Below are 21568 nucleotides of genomic sequence, written 5' to 3' on the forward strand. Positions count from 1 at the left end.
TGTGGACATCTCCGTAACCCTCGCGAGTGGCCTGCGGTCGCGCGGCGTGGCAGCCGCGCGACCGCGGCTGATGATTCCCTGCAGCAGTGAGCGACGTTTCACGTGAAACATTGATGCACTCACCGCGGAGTCAGGGCGTCACGACACTCCGAAATGCGTACGTATGAGGATCAACCAGGAGTCAGCGGCGTCGGCGCGAGGGCCTGGCGGCCTTGGCGCGCTTGGCGGCGAACCGGACGCCCCCGGGGCTCTCGCCGACCTCCACCCGCACCACGGTCGACAGGGGATCCACGATGCCCTCGCCCACATGAAGCACGGACGCCCCCACGACGCCCAGCTTGCTCAGCGCGGCACGAGCGCCCTGGATCTCCTCCTCGGCGGTGTCGCCCTTCAGCGCCAGCATCTCCCCGTAGGGCCGCAGCAGGGGGACACCCCAGCCGGCCAGGCGGTCCAGCGGTGCGACGGCCCGCGCGGTGACCACATGTACGGGAGGCAGCTTGCCGAGGACTTCCTCGGCCCGGCCGCGTACCACGGTCACATGATCCAGGCCGAGCAGTTCCACGACCTCCTGGAGGAAGTTCGTACGGCGCAGCAGCGGCTCAAGGAGCGTGATCTTCAGGTCGGGCCGGACCAGCGCGAGCGGGATGCCGGGCAGACCGGCGCCGGAGCCGACGTCGCAGACGGTGACCCCCTCGGGCACGACCTCGGAGAGCACCGCGCAGTTCAGCAGGTGCCGCTCCCACAGCCGCGGCACCTCGCGGGGACCGATCAGGCCGCGCTTGACGCCCGCGTCCGCGAGGAGCTCCGCGTACCGGACAGCCTCGGGGAAGAACTCACCGAAAACCGTCCGCGCTTCTTGAGGCGCATGGGGAAGCTCTTCTGCCTCCGTCACGGGAACCGTCCTTCCGTACCGCTTTACCGCACTGGGCGCTGGCCCCAGTGATCAGTGACTATCAGGCTGACAAAGATCGGCCCCGCCTGCGAACAGACGGGGCCGACTCCCCCGAGCTCTCGGCTTCGTCCGAGCGGGGGACCCACACCGAAGTGCGGTCAGGCAGGGAGTACGACGACGAAGCGCTGCGGCTCCTCGCCCTCGGACTCGCTGCGCAGACCGGCGGCGGCCACCGCGTCGTGCACGACCTTGCGCTCGAACGGGGTCATCGGCTTCATCCTCACCGGCTCACCGGTGCTCTTCACCTCGTCGGCCGCCTGGGCGCCCAGCTCGGCGAGCTCGGTGCGCTTCCGGGCCCTGAAGCCCGCGATGTCCAGCATCAGCCGGCTTCGGTCACCGGTCTCGCGGTGCACGGCGAGACGCGTCAGCTCCTGAAGCGCCTCCAGCACCTCGCCGTCACGGCCCACCAGCTTCTGGAGGTCGTGGCCGCCCGAGTCGCTGATGATCGAGACCGCGGCGCGGTCCGCCTCGACGTCCATGTCGATGTCACCGTCGAGATCGGCGATGTCGAGCAGACCTTCGAGGTAGTCGGCCGCGATCTCGCCCTCCTGCTCCAGGCGGGTCAGGGTGTCGCCACCCTGGGCGGCGGAGGTGGTGCCTTCCGTCACGGATGGACTCCTTCTTACTTCTTGGACGACGGGTGCTTGGGCCGCTGCTGGCCCTTGCGCTGTCCGGACTTGGCTTGGCGGGTGGAACCGCCGGCGGGCTTGGCCGGCTGCTTCGTCTTGGCCTCCTGGGCCTCGTCGGCCTTCTCCAGGGAGGTCTTCGCCGGGGTCTGCTGAACACCGCCGGCCTGGCGCTTCGCCTTGGGCTGGCGCTTGGGCTGCTGGCGCCTGGCCGCGGCCGCGTTCTCCGCCTCGGCGGTGGCGGGGTCGACCTTCTTCACGGTGCCGTCGGCCTGCGGGGTGAAGCCGGCCTTGGCGAGCGCGGTGACGAACTTCCGCTCGTTGTCGTTGCGGTCCGGACCCTTGGCCACGATCGCCTGGACGACGCCGCGCCGGCGACGGCCCCGGACCTCACCGTGCGAGGTGACGCTCTTCACCAGGCGCTGCAGGTAGTGGTCCTGCGCCTTGCTGCCCGGGGTCGGGTTCTGGTTGATCACGTACATCTGCTGGCCCATGGTCCACACGTTGGTGGTCAGCCAGTAGACGAGGACACCGACCGGGAAGTTGATGCCCATCACGGCGAAGATGATTGGGAAGATGTACATCAGCATCTTCTGCTGCTGCATGTACGGCGTCTTCACCGACAGGTCGACGTTCTTCTGCATCAGCTGGCGCTGGGTGAAGAACTGCGACAGCGACATCATGACGATCATGACCGCGGTCACGATGCGGACGTCCGTCAGGGAGGCGTTGAGCGCCTCGACCTTGCCCGGGTCGTCCATGAACTTGGCCGCGATCGGCGCCCCGAAGATATGGGCCTCACGGGCGCTGTTCACCAGGTCCTGGTTGAGGACGCCGATCGTGTCGCCCGACGCGATCTTCGACAGCACGTGGTACAGGGCGAAGAAGAACGGGGACTGCGCCAGGATGGGAAGGCACGAGGAGAGCGGGTTGGTGCCCGTCTCCTTGTACAGCTTCATCATCTCTTCGGACTGACGCTGCTTGTCGTTCTTGTAGCGCTCCTGGATCGCCTTCATCTTCGGCTGGAGCGCCTGCATGTTCCGGGTCGACTTGATCTGCTTCACGAAGAGCGGGATCAGGCAGATCCGGATGAGCACCACCAGGGACACGATCGACAGACCCCAGGCCCAGCCCGTGTCGGGGCCGAACATCGCCCCGTACAGCTTGTGGAACTGGACGATGATCCACGAGACAGGTGTGGTGATGAAGCTGAACAGACTGGCAATCGTGTCCACTAATCAGGCTCCTTGAGCATGGGGCGGGGTCTCTGCGGCCGGGCTCGTCTCGGCGGAGTGCCCGCCCTTGCCGCCGCGCAGCGCTTCGCGCAGCATTTCGTGCCAGCGCGGGCGCTTACGAGGGGGAACATGGTCCACACCGCCCGGCGACCACGGGTTGCACCGCAGGATGCGCCAGGCGGTCAGGGCCGTGCCCTTGACCGCGCCGTGCCGGTCGATGGCCGTGAATCCATAGTGGGAACACGACGGGTAGTACCGGCAGACGGGTCCGAGCAGCGGGCTGATCGTCCACTGGTAGAGCTTGATCAGAGCCAGCAGCGGGTACTTCATCGCGCGCCCCCTCCCAGCAACCGCTGAAGGGCGGCGTCCAGGTCATGGGCCAGCTGTGCATGGTCGGCGTCGCCCGCACCGGGCAGCGCCCGTACTACCACCAGGCTACCGGGGGGCAGTGCGGGCAGCCGGTCGCGCATCAGATGGCGAAGACGGCGCTTCACCTGGTTACGGACGACGGCACCGCCGACGGCCTTGCTGACGACGAAACCCGCACGTGTCGGGGGAGCGGTCTCCCCTGACGCGTGCGGGTCCGTTGCACCGCTGTTGAGGTGGACGACGAGGAGCGGGCGGCCGGCCCGGCGTCCTCGGCGTACCGCGGTCGCGAAGTCCTCGCGCCGCCTCAGCCGATTCTCGGTAGGCAGCACGTCATGACCTGTTAAAGCGATCAGGCGGACAGGTTGGCGCGACCCTTGCTGCGGCGGTTCGCCAGGATGGCGCGGCCGGCGCGGGTACGCATGCGCAGACGGAAACCGTGGGTCTTCGCGCGACGACGGTTGTTCGGCTGGAAGGTGCGCTTGCTCACTCGGGGGCTCCAGAAATGATTCGGGTGGTGGCGGGACATCGCCTGGCTGTCACCGTGCGCCCACGAGTAGCTCGCAATACGCCCGAGTGCACCGCTTTCACGATCACGGATCGTGATCTTTGCCCATCGGAGGCAGGCGGCAGCAGCCATCGACAACTCGACCTGGTTACGGTACGCGCGGCTACGCCATCCGGTCAAACCGGCGCCGAGCCGTGGTCCACTATGCACAGGCTGTGGACAACAACTTGAACCACGTGAGCCGCCGCGACTACCGTGGCCGGACTCGGAGTCCTTTCCTGCCTGTCCTTCCATCCCGTCCCGAGAACCACACATTCGTGGGACCTGTGAGAGAGCGTGCCTTGTGGCTGACGTACCTGCTGATCTTGCCGCAGTGTGGCCACGAGTGCTCGAGCAGCTCCTGGGGGAAGGCCAGCAGGGCATCGAGCCGAAGGACAAGCAGTGGATCGAGCGCTGCCAGCCCCTGGCGCTGGTGGCTGACACCGCGCTGCTCGCCGTCCCCAATGAATGGGGCAAGCGGGTCCTGGAGGGCAGGCTCGCCCCGTTGATCAGCGACACGCTCAGCCGCGAGTGCGGCCGGCCCATCCGGATCGCGATCACCGTGGACGACTCCGCGGGCGACCCGCCGCCCGCCCCGCCGGCCCCCGGCAGGCACCAGCAGCAGCCCCGCTACGACGACCGCCAGCAGGGCGAGGGGTACGACAAGCCGTACGAGAAGTACGACAACGGTTACGGACACCGGCCGATGCCCGACGACGGCCTGCCCAGCGTCCGCCCGGCCTACCCGGAGTACCAGCAGCAGCGCCCGGAGACCGGTTCCTGGCCGCGCACCCAGGAGGACCTCTCCTGGCAGCAGCCGCGGCTCGGCGGCTTCCAGGAGCGCGACCCCTACGCGACGGCCCGGCCGCAGCAGCCGCACCACGACTACCGGGGCCCCCAGGCGCCCGACCCCTCCCCGTACGACCAGCAGCGCGGTGAGCGGCGGGAGCTTCCCGAGAACCCGGGCCAGCAGCGTCCCGGCGGCGGGAGCCCGTCGGGCGGCGCCGCGGCGCAGGGCGCGGGCGGCCGTCCCGGCGAGCAGCACGCGCGCCTGAATCCCAAGTACCTGTTCGACACCTTCGTCATCGGCTCGTCCAACCGGTTCGCCCACGCGGCGGCCGTCGCGGTCGCGGAGGCGCCGGCGAAGGCGTACAACCCGCTCTTCATCTACGGGGAGTCCGGGCTCGGCAAGACCCACCTGCTCCACGCGATCGGGCACTACGCGCGCAGCCTCTACCCCGGCACGCGCGTGCGGTACGTGAGCTCGGAGGAGTTCACCAACGAGTTCATCAACTCGATCCGTGACGGCAAGGGCGACACCTTCCGCAAGCGCTACCGCGATGTGGACATCCTGCTCGTCGACGACATCCAGTTCCTGGCGAGCAAGGAGTCGACGCAGGAGGAGTTCTTCCACACCTTCAATACGCTCCACAACGCCAACAAGCAGATCGTGCTGTCCTCGGACCGGCCGCCCAAGCAGCTGATGACCCTGGAGGACCGGCTCCGCAACCGCTTCGAGTGGGGCCTGACCACCGATGTGCAGCCGCCGGAGCTGGAGACGCGGATCGCGATCCTCCGTAAGAAGGCGGTCCAGGAGCAGCTCAACGCCCCGCCGGAGGTGCTGGAGTTCATCGCCTCCCGCATCTCGCGGAACATCCGCGAGCTGGAGGGCGCGCTGATCCGGGTGACGGCGTTCGCGAGCCTCAACCGGCAGCCGGTCGACCTGGTGCTGACCGAGGGCGTGCTCAAGGACCTGATCCCGGGTGGCGAGGACGCCGCCCCGGAGATCACCGCCGGCGCCATCATGGCGGCCACCGCCGACTACTTCGGCCTGACGGTCGAGGACCTCTGCGGATCGTCGCGAAGCCGGGTGCTGGTGACGGCCCGCCAGATCGCGATGTACCTGTGCCGCGAGCTGACCGACCTGTCGCTGCCGAAGATCGGCGCCCAGTTCGGCGGTCGGGACCATACGACGGTGATGCACGCCGACCGGAAGATCCGGGCGCTGATGGCGGAGCGGCGCTCGATCTACAACCAGGTGACCGAGCTGACCAACCGCATCAAGAACGGCTGAGGCAGCCGAGGACCACCTGAGCCCCCGACCGGGGCGGCCGAGACAGCCGCCCGGGCCGGGGGCTCGGCGCATCCCGGGGGCGCTGCGGGACGAGGCGGGACGACGGTGACCCGGCCGGGGACGACCCGGCCGGGGCGTCCGGAGCAGGGGTGTGAGGCGGGGCGTCCAGGGCGGGGCTCTCCGGACCGGGGACATCGCTGGGCGATCACCCGGGGGCGGCCCGCGGGGCGGCTGATCCGGGCCTCAGGGCGCCTCGGGGGCGCCCTGAGGAGCCGGTCGAGGCGGGGTTCCCGGTTGTCCACACCCTGTGCCGCGACCCGGCCTGTTCGAATAGTTCGGTCGGTCACCCGGTTCTCCACAACTTCGGCGGAGATTCGTGATCCACAGGCTGGGGACTGCGAAGTTGTCCAGACGGTGTCCACAGGGCGGGGTGTGAGGATCACATCATTGCAGGTCAACGGCTTGTGGATTTGTGGCTGAGCGCGCTCCACAGGCTGTGGACGCGCGCGTCGTCCACAGGGCCTCTCCGGAGTTGTCCACCAGCGGCCCACAGGAGCCGGTCCATGGTCCACAGCTTCTCCACACCCCTGTCCACTGTTCGGCAACGAAACGCCCGGGCTCACCGCGCAGAGTGAAAGCCGTCACACCAAGGTGGTCGGTTGGCCTGTGGGGAAGCTGGGTAAAACTGGGGACGGCGCTGGGGAGAAGTGGGCCCGCGCTGTGCATCGGGTGTGCAGAACTTCCCCGCGTCCACAGAACGCGGTAGTTGTCCACCGGCTCCGCCCACAGGCGCGGTGGACAAAAAAGTGGCCGTGACCTGGGTGGACGGGGTTATCCACCGTTTCCACAGGCCCTACTACTACTCCCACTCAGAGTTACCGGGAAATCCGCTTCGAAGCGGGGCCTGTGCACAACTCGGCGCCGGAGCGTCGGGGGCCTCCCGTCGCGACTTGACCCCGAGCCGCACCGACTGTCGGCGGTGTGCGTCAGACTGGTCCCCGCAGTCGACGAAAGAGCCAGCAACAGCAGGAGGCGGTTCCGGTGAAGATCCGGGTGGAGCGCGATGTACTCGCGGAGGCGGTGGCCTGGGTGGCCCGCAGCCTCCCGGCCCGTCCGCCGGCGCCCGTACTCGCGGGCCTTCTGCTGAAGGCCGAGGACGGCGCGCTCAGCTTCTCCAGCTTCGACTACGAGGTCTCCGCACGGGTCTCCGTCGAGGCGGAGGTGGAGGAGGACGGCACGGTCCTCGTCTCCGGCCGCCTGCTCGCCGACATCTGCCGCGCCCTCCCCAATCGTCCGGTGGAGATTTCCACAGACGGTGTACGGGCGACCGTCGTCTGCGGCTCCTCCCGGTTCACCCTCCACACCATGCCTGTGGAGGAGTACCCGGCCCTGCCGGAGATGCCGACCGCGACCGGCACCGTCCCCGGTGAGGTCTTCGCGTCCGCCGCCGCCCAGGTCGCCATCGCGGCCGGCCGCGACGACACGCTGCCCGTCCTGACCGGCGTGCGCATCGAGATCGAGGGTGACACCGTCACGCTGGCGTCCACCGACCGGTACCGCTTCGCGGTCCGCGAGTTCCTGTGGAAGCCGGAGTCCCCGGACGCCTCGGCGGTCGCCCTGGTGCCCGCGAAGACGCTGCTGGACACCGCCAAGGCGCTGACGAGCGGTGACACGGTCACGCTCGCGCTGTCGGGCTCGGGCAAGGGCGAGGGCCTGATCGGTTTCGAGGGAGCGGGCCGGCGCACCACCACCCGGCTGCTCGAGGGCGACCTCCCGAAGTACCGCACACTTTTCCCCACCGAGTTCAACTCGATCGCGGTGATCGAGACGGCGCCGTTCGTCGAGGCCGTGAAGCGTGTGGCGCTGGTGGCCGAGCGGAACACGCCGGTGCGGCTGAGCTTCGAGCAGGGTGTGCTCATCCTGGAGGCCGGTTCCAGCGACGACGCACAGGCTGTGGAGCGTGTGGACGCCCAGCTGGAGGGTGACGACATCTCGATCGCCTTCAACCCGACGTTCCTGCTGGACGGCCTGAGCGCGATCGACTCCCCGGTCGCCCAGCTGTCCTTCACCACCTCCACCAAGCCGGCGCTGCTGAGCGGCCGCCCGGCCGTGGACGCGGAGGCGGACGAGGCCTACAAGTACCTGATCATGCCGGTGCGACTGAGCGGCTGAGACCGCCGTCGGGGACGGTGCGCCTGAGTGGCTGATCATGCGCCTGATGAGCGCCCGACCCCACAGGTGTGCGCCCGCGTCCGGGCGTAGGCTCGGACGCGGGTACGAACTCTCCGCACACAACGATTGAGGATTCTCTGATGGAGCTCGGTCTCGTCGGTCTCGGCAAGATGGGCGGCAACATGCGCGAGCGCATCCGCCGCGCGGGTCACACCGTCATCGGATACGACCGCAACCCTGACCTCGCCGACGTCCACAGCCTCGAGGAGCTCGTGGGCAAGCTCAAGGGCCCGCGCGTCGTGTGGGTCATGGTCCCGGCCGGTGCCGCGACCCAGTCCACCATCGACGAGCTGTCCGAGCTGCTCTCCCCCGGTGACGTCGTCGTCGACGGCGGCAACTCGCGCTGGACGGACGACGAGAAGCACGCCGCCGAGCTGCGCGAGAAGGGCATCGGCTTCGTCGACTGCGGCGTCTCCGGCGGTGTGTGGGGCCTGGAGAACGGTTACGCGCTGATGTACGGCGGCGACACCGAGGACGTGGCGAAGGTCCAGCCGATCTTCGACGCGCTGAAGCCCGAGGGTGACTTCGGCTCCGTCCACGCGGGCAAGGTCGGCGCGGGCCACTTCGCCAAGATGGTCCACAACGGCATCGAGTACGCCATGATGCAGGCGTACGCCGAGGGCTGGGAGCTGCTGGAGAAGGTCGACTCCGTCACCGACGTGCGCGAGGTCTTCCGCTCCTGGCAGGAGGGCACGGTCATCCGTTCCTGGCTGCTCGACCTGGCGGTCAACGCGCTGGACGAGGACGAGCACCTGGACCGGCTGCGCGGCTTCGCCCAGGACTCCGGCGAGGGCCGGTGGACCGTGGAGGCCGCCATCGACAACGCGGTCCCGCTGCCTGCGATCACCGCGTCGCTGTTCGCGCGGTTCGCGTCCCGGCAGGACGACTCCCCGCAGATGAAGATGATCGCCGCGCTGCGCAACCAGTTCGGCGGCCACGCGGTCGAGTCCAAGAAGTAGATCCACAGGCTGTGCACCCGGCGGTGCACGGCATGCCGGGGGAAGGTCGGCGCACACCATGCACGTCACGCATCTGTCGCTGGCCGACTTCCGCTCGTACGCCCGGGTCGAGGTCCCTCTCGGTCCGGGCGTCGGCGTCTTCGTGGGCGCCAACGGGCAGGGGAAGACCAACCTGGTCGAGGCGGTCGGCTATCTGGCGACGCTCGGCAGCCACCGGGTGTCGTCCGACGCGCCCCTGGTACGCATGGGCGCCGACCGGGCCGTCATCCGGGCGGCCGTCCGGCAGGGCGAGCGGTCGCAGCTCGTGGAGCTGGAGCTCAACCCGGGCCGGGCGAACCGGGCCCGTATCAACAGGTCGTCGCAGGTCAGGCCGCGCGACGTGCTGGGAATCGTCCGGACGGTGCTCTTCGCGCCGGAGGACCTCGCGCTGGTGAAGGGCGACCCGGGTGAGCGGCGGCGCTTCCTGGACGAGCTGATCACGGCGCGCTCGCCCCGGATGGCCGGGGTGCGGTCGGACTACGAGCGGGTGCTCCGGCAGCGCAACACGCTGCTGAAGTCGGCCGCCATGGCGCGGCGTCACGGCGGCCGATCCGTGGACCTGTCCACCCTGGACGTCTGGGACCAGCACCTCGCTCGGGCCGGCGCGGAGCTGCTGGCGCAGCGCCTCGACCTGGTCGCCACGCTGCAACCGCTGGCCGACAAGGCGTACGAGCAGCTGGCACCGAGCGGTGGGCCGGTCGCCCTCGAGTACAAGGGCGCCGTCTCCGGGGCGCACGGGCGGGAGGCCCTCTACGAAGGGCTGCTCGCCGCCATGGCGGAGGTGCGCAAGCAGGAGATCGAGCGGGGTGTCACGCTGGTCGGCCCTCACCGCGACGAGCTGGTGCTGAAGCTGGGCGAACTGCCCGCGAAGGGGTACGCCAGCCACGGCGAGTCCTGGTCGTACGCGCTGGCGCTGCGGCTGGCCTCGTACGACCTGCTGCGCGGCGAGGGCAACGAGCCGGTGCTCGTGCTGGACGACGTGTTCGCGGAACTGGACGCGCGGCGCCGGGAGCGGCTGGCGGAGCTGGTCGCGCCGGGTGAGCAGGTCCTGGTGACCGCCGCGGTCGACGACGACGTCCCGGGCGTGCTGGCCGGTACCCGGTACGAGGTGGCGGAGGGGTCGGTGGAGCGGCTGTGACGATCGATCCCCTGCCGGAGCCGTCGGTGCCCGAGCCGTCCGGAATCGACCTGGCGCGGGTCGCGCTGCGCGCGGCGAAGGAGCAGGCCAAGGCGCGGGGCGCGGCGGCCCAGCAGAAGAAGCAGGCGCGGCGGGGTGGCGGGCTGCGGTCCGGTGCCCGTGCCGACGGGCGCGATCCGCTGCCGCTGGGCGCCGCGATCAACCGGCTGATCACCGAGCGGGGGTGGGAGACCCCGGCGGCGGTCGGCGGGGTGATGGGGCGGTGGCCGCAGATCGTGGGCGAGGACCTGGCGAAGCACTGTGTGCCGCTGCGGTACGACGAGGACCCGGACGAGCGGGTGCTGACCGTGCAGTGCGACTCCACGGCGTGGGCGACGCAGCTGCGGCTGCTGGCGCCGAGGCTGGTGGCCCGGCTGAACGAGGACCTCGGGCACGGCACGGTGCGGGTGATCAAGGTGCTGGGACCGGGTGGGCCCCGGCGCGGTTACGGCGGTCCCCTGCGGGCGCCGGGCAGCACGGGGCCGGGCGACACCTACGGCTGACGGGCCGGTGGACGGCCCGGTCGACGCGCTGCCGCACCGCGCCGGGCGCCTCCGCCGCGACCGGGTCCCCCGCTTCGGAGTCCCGGAGCCCGGAGCCCGGAGCCCGGATCCGAGCGCGTGCCTGTCGGGCCGAGGAGCCGGCAGGGGGCGCGGGGGGATTCCCACCCGCCGCTTCCCGAAACCGGCCACCCCGGCCACCCGGCCACCCGGCCACCCGGCCACCCGGCCACCCGGCCACCCGGCCACCCCGGCCCCGTCGTACCGGGTGCCTCGGGCCCCCGGCACTCCGCTCCGGCGCCGCACCGGTCCGCCTGAGGGCGACCGGAGGACAACAGTTCCTGGCACCGACCGCCCCGGCACCGCAGCCCGGCGCCCGGGAGCCCGGTGCCCGCAGCCCCGGGCCGAAGCCCCGGATCCAGGACGACGCCCGCGCCCGGCCGGGGTGCCGTCGGGGGTGCTCGCGCGGATCCCCGGCGACCGGCGGAGCGGAGCTCGGGATGAGGTGGTCGTCACCGTTGCTGGAGGTTGACAGGCCGAAGCGCTGAGTGGCGGCGTGAGGCTCTTGGAGCCCCTTCCCGGATATGGGGAGTCGGTCGGCGCCGGTTCAGGGCGGCACATGCGGACTCAGGTACCGGCAAGCCCCCATTAATGTCAGTGCTACCGGTAGACTGGTAGGTAATCCCGCCCACGCGGAACATGTCGAACGACGCAGCCGCTCCCGCATGCCCGGAGAGACGGCTTGTGCTGTGCCAGAAAGGGCGCTTCGTGGCCGATTCCGGCAACCCCAACGAGAACATTCCGTCCACTGCCGCCGGGGAGAACGGCGAGGTCACCTCGTCGTACGACGCCAGCGCGATCACCGTCCTCGAGGGTCTGGACGCGGTGCGCAAGCGTCCCGGCATGTACATCGGCTCGACCGGTGAGCGTGGACTCCACCACCTCGTACAAGAGGTCGTCGACAACTCCGTCGACGAGGCCCTGGCAGGGCACGCGGACACCATCGACGTGACCATCCTGGCGGACGGCGGCGTCAAGGTCGTGGACAACGGCCGCGGTATCCCCGTGGACATGCACCCCGTCGAGAAGAAGCCGGCCGTCGAGGTCGTGCTCACCGTCCTCCACGCGGGCGGCAAGTTCGGCGGTGGCGGCTACGCCGTCTCCGGCGGTCTGCACGGCGTGGGCGTGTCCGTGGTGAACGCGCTGTCCACCAAGGTGTCGGTCGAGATCAAGCGCGACGGCTACCGCTGGACCCAGGACTACAAGCTGGGCGTGCCCACCGCCCCGCTCGCCAAGCACGAGGCGGTCGAGGACTCCGGCACGACCGTGACGTTCTGGGCCGACCCGGACGTCTTCGAGACGACCGAGTACTCCTTCGAGACGCTGTCGCGCCGCTTCCAGGAGATGGCCTTCCTCAACAAGGGCCTCCGGATCACGCTGACCGACGAGCGCGAGTCGGCCAAGGCGACGATGAACGCCGACGACCCCGACGCCGCAGAGACGGTGGAGGAGGCGCCCGCGCGGACGGTCTCGTACCACTACGAGGGCGGCATCGTCGACTTCGTCAAGTACCTGAACTCGCGCAAGGGCGAGCTGATCCACCCGACGGTCATCTCGGTCGAGGCCGAGGACAAGGAGCGCCTGCTCTCCGTCGAGATCGCGATGCAGTGGAACTCGCAGTACACCGAGGGCGTGTACTCGTTCGCGAACACGATCCACACCCATGAGGGCGGTACGCACGAAGAGGGCTTCCGTGCCGCGCTGACGGGCCTCGTCAACCGGTACGCGCGCGACAAGAAGCTGCTGCGCGAGAAGGACGACAACCTCACCGGCGAGGACATCCGCGAGGGCCTGACGGCGATCATCTCCGTCAAGCTGGGCGAGCCGCAGTTCGAGGGCCAGACCAAGACGAAGCTGGGCAACACCGAGGCCAAGACCTTCGTCCAGAAGGTGCTGCACGAGCACCTCTCCGACTGGTTCGACCGCAACCCGAACGAGGCCGCGGACATCATCCGCAAGTCGATCCAGGCCGCCACGGCCCGCGTCGCCGCCCGCAAGGCACGCGACCTCACCCGTCGCAAGGGCCTGCTGGAGTCGGCCTCGCTGCCGGGCAAGCTGTCCGACTGCCAGTCGAACGACCCGTCCAAGTGCGAGATCTTCATCGTCGAGGGTGACTCCGCCGGTGGCTCGGCCAAGTCCGGCCGCAACCCGGAGTTCCAGGCCATCCTGCCCATCCGCGGCAAGATCCTGAACGTCGAGAAGGCGCGGATCGACAAGATCCTCCAGAACACCGAGGTCCAGGCGCTGATCTCCGCGTTCGGCACCGGTGTGCACGAGGACTTCGACATCGAGAAGCTCCGCTATCACAAGATCATCCTGATGGCGGACGCCGACGTCGACGGCCAGCACATCAACACCCTGCTGCTGACCTTCCTCTTCCGCTTCATGCGTCCGCTGGTCGAGGCCGGGCACGTCTACCTGTCCCGCCCGCCGCTCTACAAGATCAAGTGGGGCCGGGACGACTTCGAGTACGCCTACTCGGACCGTGAGCGCGACGCGCTCGTCGAGCTCGGCAAGCAGAACGGCAAGCGCATCCGCGAGGACTCCATCCAGCGCTTCAAGGGTCTGGGCGAGATGAACGCCGAGGAACTGCGCATCACCACCATGGACCAGGACCACCGGGTGCTCGGCCAGGTCACGCTGGACGACGCGGCCCAGGCCGACGACCTGTTCTCCGTGCTGATGGGTGAGGACGTGGAGGCGCGGCGCTCGTTCATCCAGCGCAACGCCAAGGACGTCCGCTTCCTCGACATCTGAGTCGGTCTCAGCTGACCGTACGAAAGGACTGAAGACCAGCAATGGCCGACGAGAACACCCCCGGCACTCCCGACATCCCCGGTACGCCCGGCACCCCTGCCGTCGTGACGCCCGAGGAGGAGCCCACCGTCCCCGGTGTGGGCCTCCGCGTCGAGCCCGTCGGGCTCGAGACCGAGATGCAGCGCTCCTACCTGGACTACGCGATGTCCGTCATCGTGTCGCGCGCGCTGCCGGACGTCCGGGACGGCCTCAAGCCCGTCCACCGCCGGGTGCTGTACGCGATGTACGACGGCGGGTACCGGCCCGAGAAGGGCTTCTACAAGTGCGCCCGCGTCGTCGGCGACGTCATGGGCACGTACCACCCGCACGGCGACTCCTCCATCTACGACGCCCTGGTCCGCCTGGCCCAGCCGTGGTCGATGCGCATGCCGCTGGTGGACTCCAACGGCAACTTCGGTTCCCCGGGCAACGACCCGGCCGCCGCCATGCGGTACACCGAGTGCAAGATGGCGCCGCTGTCCATGGAGATGCTCCGGGACATCGACGAGGAGACCGTCGACTTCACGGACAACTACGACGGCCGCAACCAGGAGCCGACGGTCCTGCCGGCGCGCTTCCCGAACCTCCTGGTCAACGGCTCGGCCGGTATCGCGGTCGGCATGGCGACCAACATCCCGCCGCACAACCTGCGCGAGGTCGCGGCCGGCGCCCAGTGGGCGCTGGAGCACCCCGAGGCCACCCACGAGGAGCTCCTCGACGCGCTGATCGAGCGCATCAAGGGCCCCGACTTCCCGACCGGCGCCCTCGTCGTCGGCCGCAAGGGCATCGAGGAGGCGTACCGCACGGGCCGCGGCTCCATCACGATGCGCGCGGTCGTCGAGGTCGAGGAGATCCAGAACCGCCAGTGCCTGGTGGTCACGGAGCTTCCGTACCAGGTCAACCCGGACAACCTGGCCCAGAAGATCGCGGACCTCGTCAAGGACGGCAAGATCGGCGGCATCGCCGACGTCCGCGACGAGACGTCCTCGCGCACCGGCCAGCGCCTGGTGATCGTCCTCAAGCGGGACGCGGTCGCCAAGGTCGTCCTCAACAACCTCTACAAGCACACCGACCTCCAGACGAACTTCGGCGCCAACATGCTGGCGCTCGTCGACGGCGTGCCGCGCACCCTCTCGCTGGACGCCTTCATCCGTCACTGGGTGACGCACCAGATCGAGGTCATCGTCCGGCGTACGAAGTTCCGCCTGCGCAAGGCCGAGGAGCGGGCGCACATCCTGCGCGGTCTGCTCAAGGCGCTGGACGCCATCGACGAGGTCATCGCGCTGATCCGGCGCAGCGACACCGTCGAGGTCGCGCGCGAGGGCCTGATGGGTCTGCTGGAGATCGACGAGATCCAGGCCAACGCCATCCTCGAGATGCAGCTGCGCCGCCTGGCCGCCCTGGAGCGCCAGAAGATCGTCGCCGAGCACGACGAGCTCCAGGCCAAGATCAGCGAGTACAACGCGATCCTGGCCTCGGAGTCCCGCCAGCGGCAGATCGTCAGCGAGGAGCTCGCCGCGCTCGTCGAGAAGTTCGGCGACGACCGCCGCTCCAAGCTGATCCCCTTCGACGGCGACATGTCCATGGAGGACCTGATCGCCGAGGAGGACATCGTCGTCACCATCACGCGTGGCGGCTATGTGAAGCGCACGAAGACGGACGACTACCGCTCGCAGAAGCGCGGCGGCAAGGGCGTGCGCGGGACGAAGCTCAAGGAAGACGACATCGTCGACCACTTCTTCGTCTCCACCACGCACCACTGGCTGCTGTTCTTCACCAACAAGGGCCGGGTCTACCGCGCCAAGGCGTACGAGCTGCCGGACGCCGGGCGGGACGCCCGCGGCCAGCACGTCGCCAACCTGCTGGCCTTCCAGCCGGACGAGCAGATCGCCGAGATCCTCGCGATCCGCGACTACGACGCGGCGCCGTACCTGGTGCTCGCCACCAAGGCCGGCCTGGTGAAGAAGACGTCCCTGAAGGACTACGACTCGCCCCGCTCCGGCGGCGTCATCGCCATCAACCTCCGTGAGAAGGAGGACGGCAGCGACGACGAGCTGATCGGCGCGGAGCTGGTGTCGGCGGAGGACGACCTGCTGCTCATCAGCCGGAAGGCGCAGTCGATCCGGTTCACCGCGACGGACGAGGCGCTGCGCCCGATGGGCCGTGCCACCTCGGGCGTGAAGGGCATGAGCTTCCGCGAGGGGGACGAGCTGCTCTCGATGAACGTGGTCCGACCCGGTACGTTCGTCTTCACCGCGACGGACGGCGGATACGCCAAGCGGACGGCCGTCGACGAGTATCGCGTCCAGGGTCGTGGCGGCCTCGGCATCAAGGCTGCCAAGATCGTGGAGGACCGCGGCTCGCTCGTCGGCGCGCTGGTGGTCGAGGAGACGGACGAGATCCTCGCCATCACGTTGTCCGGTGGCGTGATTCGTACGCGAGTCAACGAAGTCAGGGAGACGGGCCGTGACACCATGGGCGTCCAACTGATCAACCTGGGCAAGCGCGATGCCGTCGTCGGTATCGCCCGCAACGCCGAGGCCGGTCGTGAGGCCGAAGAGGTCGAAGGAGCCGACGTGATCGACGGCGCCGACGACATCGACGTGACCGACGCGGCCGGAGAAGTCGTAGACACCGAGGCTGCCGCAGCAAGCGGAGCCGCGGCCGACGCAGCCGAGGGCACGGAGCCCTCGGCCGGGGAGCACGAGGAGTAAAGCGTGAGTAAGGCCACGGGCGCCGGATCGGCCGCTTCCAAGACGAGCGGTGCCCGTGGCCCTGCCACGGACTCCCAGGGGGTTACGGTGACCACGTACGACGACGGTCCGCTGCCTGCCGAGCGGCCCGGTTCGGGGCAGCAGGCGGCGCAGCCGTACCACCCGCCGCAGGCGTACGCCACGCAGGGCGGCGGCACCGCGGGCGGTGCGCTGCGCCGGCCGCGTACGGGCGCGAAGACCACGCCCCGGACGCGCAAGGCGCGGCTGCGGGTGGCCAAGGCCGACCCGTGGTCGGTGATGAAGGTCAGCTTCCTGCTCTCCATCGCGCTGGGCATCTGCACGGTGGTGGCGGCAGCCGTGCTGTGGATGGTCATGGACGCCATGGGCGTGTTCTCGACCGTCGGCGGCACGATCAGCGAGGCCACGGGCTCCAACGAGAGCAACGGTTTCGACCTCCAGTCGTTCCTGTCGCTGCCGCGCGTGCTGGTCTTCACGTCGGTGATCGCCGTCATCGACGTGGTGCTCGCCACGGCCCTCGCGACGCTGGGTGCCTTCATCTACAACCTGTCCGCCGGGTTCGTGGGAGGCGTCGAGCTCACGCTGGCCGAGGACGAGTAGCGGATTTGGGAAGACGCCGCTCCGTGCGCTAATCTTCAGAGGTCAGCGCGGGGCGGCGAGCCCAGCGCGGCGGGGCTATAGCTCAGTTGGTTAGAGCGCATCCCTGATAAGGATGAGGCCACAGGTTCAAATCCTGTTAGCCCCACAGTCACGAACGGCCCGGACGGAAGCACTCCGTCCGGGCCGTTCGCTTTGCCCCGTCCGGTACGGGGTGCCCGGGCCGGTACGCCGTGATCGTGCCGCTTCGCCGGGGGAGTGCGCTGGGCGGGGACGTAGGTCACCGATCGGTATCGGTCGTGTGTATAGTCGGGCGCCAGAAGGTCCCCTACGCCAAGGAAAGACGAGGTCGCGCGGTGAAGAAGCTCCTCCTGGTCGCACTGGCCGCCATCGGCGGGCTCCTCGTGTACCGCCAGATCCAGGCGGATCGCGCCGAGCAGGATCTGTGGACGGAGGCGACCGACTCCGTGCCCGCAGGTTCCGGTGTGTGAGACGCACGCGAGCAGTCTGTGCATGGGCCCCGGCCGCTGAGAAGCGGCCGGGGCCTCTTGCGTTCACGAGGGCAAAGAATATGATCGCGGTCGCGAAGTGAGGGCAGCCGGGTCGCGCCGGGTCACCGGCCGTGGCGGGTCACCGGTCGTGACGGGCCGCTGATTCCCCGGCTCGGCACCCGCGGTCCGCTCGCGGGTGACCGAGCGGACGGATCGGGCGGGTGCGCGGACGGCCGTGGGACGGGCGGGGCAGGATGGACCGGCGTCCGTGGTCGTCACGGCGGTGGACTGCCGCGGCCGACCCGGTCGCGGGACCCGCTCCCCCTCCGCTGGTGCGGCGGTGGTGACGGGCGGGCAGGGAGAGGACGAGGGGGCGTACGTGATGAGGCGGTGGGGCGCCCGGGCCGGCCGGCCGGTGCCGGTCGCGTCGGCGGCGCTGGTGGCGGTGTGCCTGGCGGTGGCGCTGCCCGGCCAGGCATGGGCGGTCCGGGCGGACGCGCCACGGACCGGAGCGGCCGGGGCCGCGGCGGCCGGGGCGGAAGCGGCCGGGGGCTACGCGTTCGCCGACGGCATCGAGCGGATCCGCGGGACGGCGACCACCGGCGGCGCGCCGACGCTCACCCGGGGGCGCACGTACAAGGACCGGATCGAGGGCGGCGCCAAGCTGGTCTATCGGCTGGATCTGGACGCGAGAACGAACGCGTACGTCTCCGCCGTCGCCGTGCCCGACCCCGGCAGCGAGGTCGGCACCTTCGACAGCCTGAAGGTGTCCCTCCAGGACCGCAACGGGTACGACTGCGGCTCCAACGAATCGCGGTTCGGTTCGGCCGAGTTCCCCCGGCCCATCGCGGCCTACGCGCACCGGACGATGGACCGGGACAGCTCCTCCTGCCAGGACGCCGGCCGCTACTACGTCGTCGTCGAGCGCCGTGGCAAGGACGCCGCTCCGGGCACGTGGGACCTGGAGATCCGGCACGAGCTGGAGCCCCGGCTCAGGACCGAGGGACCCACCGCCGCCCCCGAGAACTGGCCCAGCGCCTCGCCGCCCACGTCGCCCGGCGAGCCGCGGCAGCGGGCCGGTGGAGCGGGCTTCGCCGACGCGACCGGCCTCACCGAGGGCGAGTGGACCGACCGGATCGAGCCCGGCCAGTCGCTCTTCTACCGGGTGCCGGTGGACTGGGGGCAGCAGCTCTTCGCCGGCGTCGACCTCGCCAGCTCGTCCGGCGGCGGCTTCGTGATCAGCGCCCTCGACGTGACGCTGTTCAACCCGATGCAGGGGGTCGTCACCAGCGCCAACCCGGTGTCCTACGACGGCAAGCAGAAGTCCGCCGACCTCGAACCGCTGCCGCCGGTGAAGTACGAGAACCGCTTCGACTCGGACGCGCGGTTCACCAACACGCGCTTCGCGGGCTGGTACTACCTGCGCGTCAGCCTGAGCCCGAAGGTGGCGGAGGAGTTCGGCAGGAAACCGTACGGCCTGACAGTGCGGATCGACGTGGAGGGCGCGCCCGGCGCCGACCCGGGGTACGCCGGGCCGCCCGGCGTCTTCGACGTCACGGAGACGGACCGGGACGCGGCGGCGGACGGCCGGAGCGGTGCGGAGGCGGCGGACGGCACGATGAAGCTGGTCGCGGCGGCCGGTATCGGTACCGGGACGGTCCTCGTCCTGGGGCTGGGCGCCTGGACGGTGCTGGCGAGGCGGCGAGCGGCCCGGGCGGGGGCGCCCGGGGAGACGGGGCCGACGCGGTACGGGCCGCCCGCCGCCTGGTGAGCAGGGCGGGCCGGGGCGGGGAGCGTCCCGGCGCGGCGGAGTCAGGCCCGGGTGAGCGCCCAGATGCCGACGGCGAAGCAGACCAGGGCCACGAGCAGCACCGGGACCGCCACCTTCGCGGGCGGTCCCGGCCGCGGGGGCGCGGTGAGCGGGACGGACGCGACCGGGTGCGGCGCTGCGAGGTGTGGGGCGTACGGGGCGGCCGGGTTGAACGGGGTGACGGGGACCGTGGGGGTGGCCGGGGCGTGCGGGTACTCCGGTGCCGCGGGGTGCGGGGAGAAGGCCGCAGGGGCGGGCGCCGGGCCGGGCGGTGCGCCGGGCGGGCCCGCGGGTGAGGCGTGGGCGGTGCCGGAGGGCAGGGGCGCGGCGGCCGGCGGCGCGGACGCGGGTGCCGGGTGTGCGGGTGCGGGATGCGGCGCCGGGGCCTGGGCGGACGGCTGGTCCGGCGGCGCCAGGTGGAAGCTGCCCGTCTCCGAGGCGGCCGGTCCTGGCGACGATGTGAGCGGGCTGAGTGGGCCCTCGGGTCCGAATCCGTCCGGGAGCGGACCGATCTGGTCGAAGACCTCGACCGGTTCCTCGTCGGCCGCCGGGGCGGGCAGCATCTCGACCGCGGCCGTCAGCGCCTTGCGCGCACCCGTGGCCGTACGGAACCGGGCCTCCGGATCGGGCTGGAGCAACCCGGCGAGGACCTGCCACAGCGGCTCCGGGATGCCCTGCGGGGCGCTGGGCGTGCCGTACGCCGCGAAGTGCTCGACCAGGGCCCGCGCATCGGGCTTGCGCCCCTGCGACAGGTACAGCGCCACCAGGCCGACCGCGAACAGGTCGGCCGGGAAGTCGGGTTCCGCGCCCATCATTTGCTCGGGCGCGAAGTAACCGGGCGTACCGAGAACGTAGTTGGTCTCGGTCAGCCGGGGTTCGCCCTTGCGCACGGAGATGCCGAAGTCGGAGAGCCGCAGGTGCGGCCGCCCCGTCCCGGTCGCCTCCAGCAGGATGTTGGCCGGTTTGATGTCGCGGTGCACGACCCCCTCCGCGTGCACCGCGGCCAGTCCGGACAGCAGCTGGTCGAGCAGGGTGCAGACGAACCGCGGCGGCAGCGGGCCGTAGTCGCCGATGACGTGCGCCAGCGACCCGCCGGTCACCAGGTCCATGGTGAACAGGACCTTGTCGTCGTCGGCCGCCCAGCTGGCGGGCGCGAGGACGTGCGGGTGGTCGATCCTCAGCGCCTGTTCGCGCACGAAGCGCAGCAGGGTGTGCGCGTCGCTCCGCTGGAGGACCTTGGCCGCCACGTAACGGCGCCGGCGGTGGTCCCAGGCCCGCCAGACGGCGCCCACACCACCCCGCCCGACCGGGTCGATCAGCTCGTACCGCCCGGCGAAGACCTCACCCATCGCGCTGCGCCCGCTCCCAGTCGCCCGTCCGGTGTCCTGCTCGATCAGCTCTGGTGCGACTCGTAGTGCGCGACCGCGTCCGCGGTGCGCCCGGCGCCGTACACCCGGAGGAACTCTGCCAGTTCGGGGTGGGTCGGGGCGAGGGAGTCGGCCGCGTCGATGATGTCGCCGGCGGCCGCGACCGAGCGGAGCAGCGACTGGATCTCCCGCACCACGCGGCGCACGGTCGGCGCCCCGGAGCTGTTCGTCGTCTGGCTGGTGGCCGTGAGGACCGAGCCGCCCTGGGACTTCTTGATCTCGTCCATCCGGTCGGTGGCCTCCACCGCGCTGACGCTGCCGTCGGCGACCTGACCGGCCAGCTCCTGGAGCGCCTGCACGCGCTGGACGACCGCCGGGTTGCCGATCTTGGCGCGCTGGCCGCTCATCAGCTGGGACAGCATCGGAGCAGACAGCCCGAGGACCGCGGCGAGGCGGGCCTGGTTCAGGCCCAGGTCGTCGATGAGCCTGCGGAAGAGCGCCCCCAACGGCTCCCCGTACCAACTGCGCTGAAGCTCTCTGGCTCTCGCGGTCGCTTCCTGCTGTGCTGCATCCATTGCGTCTCCCCATCGCTTCGGTTCGCTGCTGCGAACCTCGTCCAGCATCTTACGGAGAGTGGTTGTGGACCGGGAGTCCCAAACCTTTTGCGGGGCACCCCCCGGCACCCGGTACTCTGGTCAGCGGCACGTGCCGTGAACCGGCCGTCCCGGGGCCTTAGCTCAGTTGGTAGAGCGCTGTCTTTGCATGGCAGATGTCAGGGGTTCGACTCCCCTAGGCTCCACGCGCACCAGACCCCTCCGATCCCGGGCAACCGGGCGGAGGGGTCTTTTCGTCGTGTCCCCGGTCCGGTCCGCTCGGATCCGGTGCCGTCCGGTCCGGTCCGGTCCTTCGCGGGGCGGCTCGCGCCTCCGGCCGCTCTCCGCCATCGCGGTGCACTCGCGCACGGACAGCGCAATCGCCGGGCTCCCGGCTTTCCGGCCTCCCGGCGGT

The 21568-nt window shown here is 70.4% G+C and carries 18 protein-coding genes and 2 tRNA genes; 12 read left to right on the forward strand and 8 right to left on the reverse strand.

The features are described from left to right. Positions 1-181: 181 nt before the first annotated feature. The 6 genes from rsmG to rpmH all read right to left on the reverse strand — a co-directional run bounded on the left by rsmG (position 182) and on the right by rpmH (position 3669). Positions 182-892 carry a 16S rRNA (guanine(527)-N(7))-methyltransferase RsmG gene (gene rsmG, locus IE109_RS06345; protein WP_189549758.1) on the reverse strand — a complete coding sequence of 237 codons (711 nt, stop codon included), beginning with the start codon at positions 890-892 and terminating at the stop codon, positions 182-184. Positions 893-1050: 158 nt separating this feature from the next. Further along, positions 1051-1560, reverse strand: a complete 510-nt coding sequence (locus tag IE109_RS06350) for a Jag family protein (protein WP_189549759.1) — start codon at positions 1558-1560, stop codon at positions 1051-1053. Positions 1561-1574: 14 nt separating this feature from the next. Beyond that, positions 1575-2813: a membrane protein insertase YidC gene (gene yidC, locus IE109_RS06355; RefSeq protein ID WP_189549760.1), complete on the reverse strand. Its 1239-nt coding sequence runs from the start codon at positions 2811-2813 to the stop codon at positions 1575-1577. 3 nt (positions 2814-2816) lie between these two features. Further along, positions 2817-3143, reverse strand: coding sequence for a membrane protein insertion efficiency factor YidD (gene yidD, locus IE109_RS06360; protein ID WP_189549761.1), 327 nt, complete (start codon positions 3141-3143; stop codon positions 2817-2819). Continuing rightward, positions 3140-3511, reverse strand: coding sequence for a ribonuclease P protein component (gene rnpA, locus IE109_RS06365; protein WP_189549762.1), 372 nt, complete (start codon positions 3509-3511; stop codon positions 3140-3142). Before rnpA ends, yidD begins: the two co-directional genes overlap by 4 nt. A gap of 20 nt (positions 3512-3531) precedes the next feature. Beyond that, complete coding sequence (gene rpmH, locus IE109_RS06370; RefSeq protein WP_018846094.1) at positions 3532-3669, reverse strand: 50S ribosomal protein L34; 138 nt, start codon at positions 3667-3669, stop codon at positions 3532-3534. A gap of 361 nt (positions 3670-4030) precedes the next feature. Here rpmH and dnaA point away from each other — a divergent pair, with 361 nt between their 5' ends. The 11 genes from dnaA to IE109_RS06425 all read left to right on the forward strand — a co-directional run bounded on the left by dnaA (position 4031) and on the right by IE109_RS06425 (position 19154). Next, on the forward strand, positions 4031-5800 hold the full coding sequence (gene dnaA, locus IE109_RS06375) for a chromosomal replication initiator protein DnaA (protein ID WP_189549763.1): 1770 nt from the start codon (positions 4031-4033) through the stop codon (positions 5798-5800). Between the two features lie 1041 nt (positions 5801-6841). Continuing rightward, positions 6842-7972: a DNA polymerase III subunit beta gene (gene dnaN / locus IE109_RS06380; RefSeq protein WP_189549764.1), complete on the forward strand. Its 1131-nt coding sequence runs from the start codon at positions 6842-6844 to the stop codon at positions 7970-7972. A 140-nt stretch (positions 7973-8112) separates the two neighbouring features. Continuing rightward, positions 8113-8991: a phosphogluconate dehydrogenase (NAD(+)-dependent, decarboxylating) gene (gene gnd, locus IE109_RS06385; RefSeq protein ID WP_189549765.1), complete on the forward strand. Its 879-nt coding sequence runs from the start codon at positions 8113-8115 to the stop codon at positions 8989-8991. Between the two features lie 58 nt (positions 8992-9049). Then, a complete protein-coding gene (recF, locus tag IE109_RS06390) occupies positions 9050-10168 on the forward strand; it encodes a DNA replication/repair protein RecF (RefSeq protein WP_189549766.1) in 1119 nt (372 codons plus the stop codon). After that, positions 10165-10710, forward strand: a complete 546-nt coding sequence (locus IE109_RS06395) for a DciA family protein (RefSeq protein ID WP_189549767.1) — start codon at positions 10165-10167, stop codon at positions 10708-10710. Before recF ends, IE109_RS06395 begins: the two co-directional genes overlap by 4 nt. 741 nt (positions 10711-11451) lie before the next feature. Then, complete coding sequence (gene gyrB / locus IE109_RS06400; RefSeq protein WP_229890630.1) at positions 11452-13524, forward strand: DNA topoisomerase (ATP-hydrolyzing) subunit B; 2073 nt, start codon at positions 11452-11454, stop codon at positions 13522-13524. A 41-nt stretch (positions 13525-13565) separates the two neighbouring features. Continuing rightward, positions 13566-16277: a DNA gyrase subunit A gene (gyrA, locus tag IE109_RS06405; protein ID WP_189549769.1), complete on the forward strand. Its 2712-nt coding sequence runs from the start codon at positions 13566-13568 to the stop codon at positions 16275-16277. Positions 16278-16280: 3 nt separating this feature from the next. Next, on the forward strand, positions 16281-16895 hold the full coding sequence (locus tag IE109_RS06410) for a DUF3566 domain-containing protein (protein WP_189549770.1): 615 nt from the start codon (positions 16281-16283) through the stop codon (positions 16893-16895). 71 nt (positions 16896-16966) lie between these two features. Next, positions 16967-17040 (forward strand) — tRNA-Ile (locus tag IE109_RS06415). A gap of 208 nt (positions 17041-17248) precedes the next feature. Continuing rightward, positions 17249-17383, forward strand: a complete 135-nt coding sequence (locus IE109_RS06420; protein WP_003958712.1) for a DLW-39 family protein — start codon at positions 17249-17251, stop codon at positions 17381-17383. A gap of 343 nt (positions 17384-17726) precedes the next feature. Beyond that, on the forward strand, positions 17727-19154 hold the full coding sequence (locus IE109_RS06425; RefSeq protein ID WP_229890632.1) for a hypothetical protein: 1428 nt from the start codon (positions 17727-17729) through the stop codon (positions 19152-19154). A gap of 41 nt (positions 19155-19195) precedes the next feature. Here IE109_RS06425 and IE109_RS06430 read toward each other — a convergent pair whose 3' ends face one another. Together IE109_RS06430 and IE109_RS06435 are read right to left on the reverse strand one after the other, a co-directional pair. Then, complete coding sequence (locus tag IE109_RS06430; protein WP_189549771.1) at positions 19196-20542, reverse strand: serine/threonine-protein kinase; 1347 nt, start codon at positions 20540-20542, stop codon at positions 19196-19198. Positions 20543-20586: 44 nt separating this feature from the next. Then, positions 20587-21135, reverse strand: coding sequence for a helix-turn-helix domain-containing protein (locus IE109_RS06435; protein WP_189549772.1), 549 nt, complete (start codon positions 21133-21135; stop codon positions 20587-20589). Between the two features lie 151 nt (positions 21136-21286). Here IE109_RS06435 and IE109_RS06440 point away from each other — a divergent pair. Continuing rightward, positions 21287-21359: transfer RNA gene (locus tag IE109_RS06440), tRNA-Ala, on the forward strand. Positions 21360-21568 lie beyond the last annotated feature (209 nt).

The sequence above is a fragment of the Streptomyces lavendofoliae genome (assembly GCF_014649735.1).
GTDB lineage: Bacteria > Actinomycetota > Actinomycetes > Streptomycetales > Streptomycetaceae > Streptomyces > Streptomyces lavendofoliae.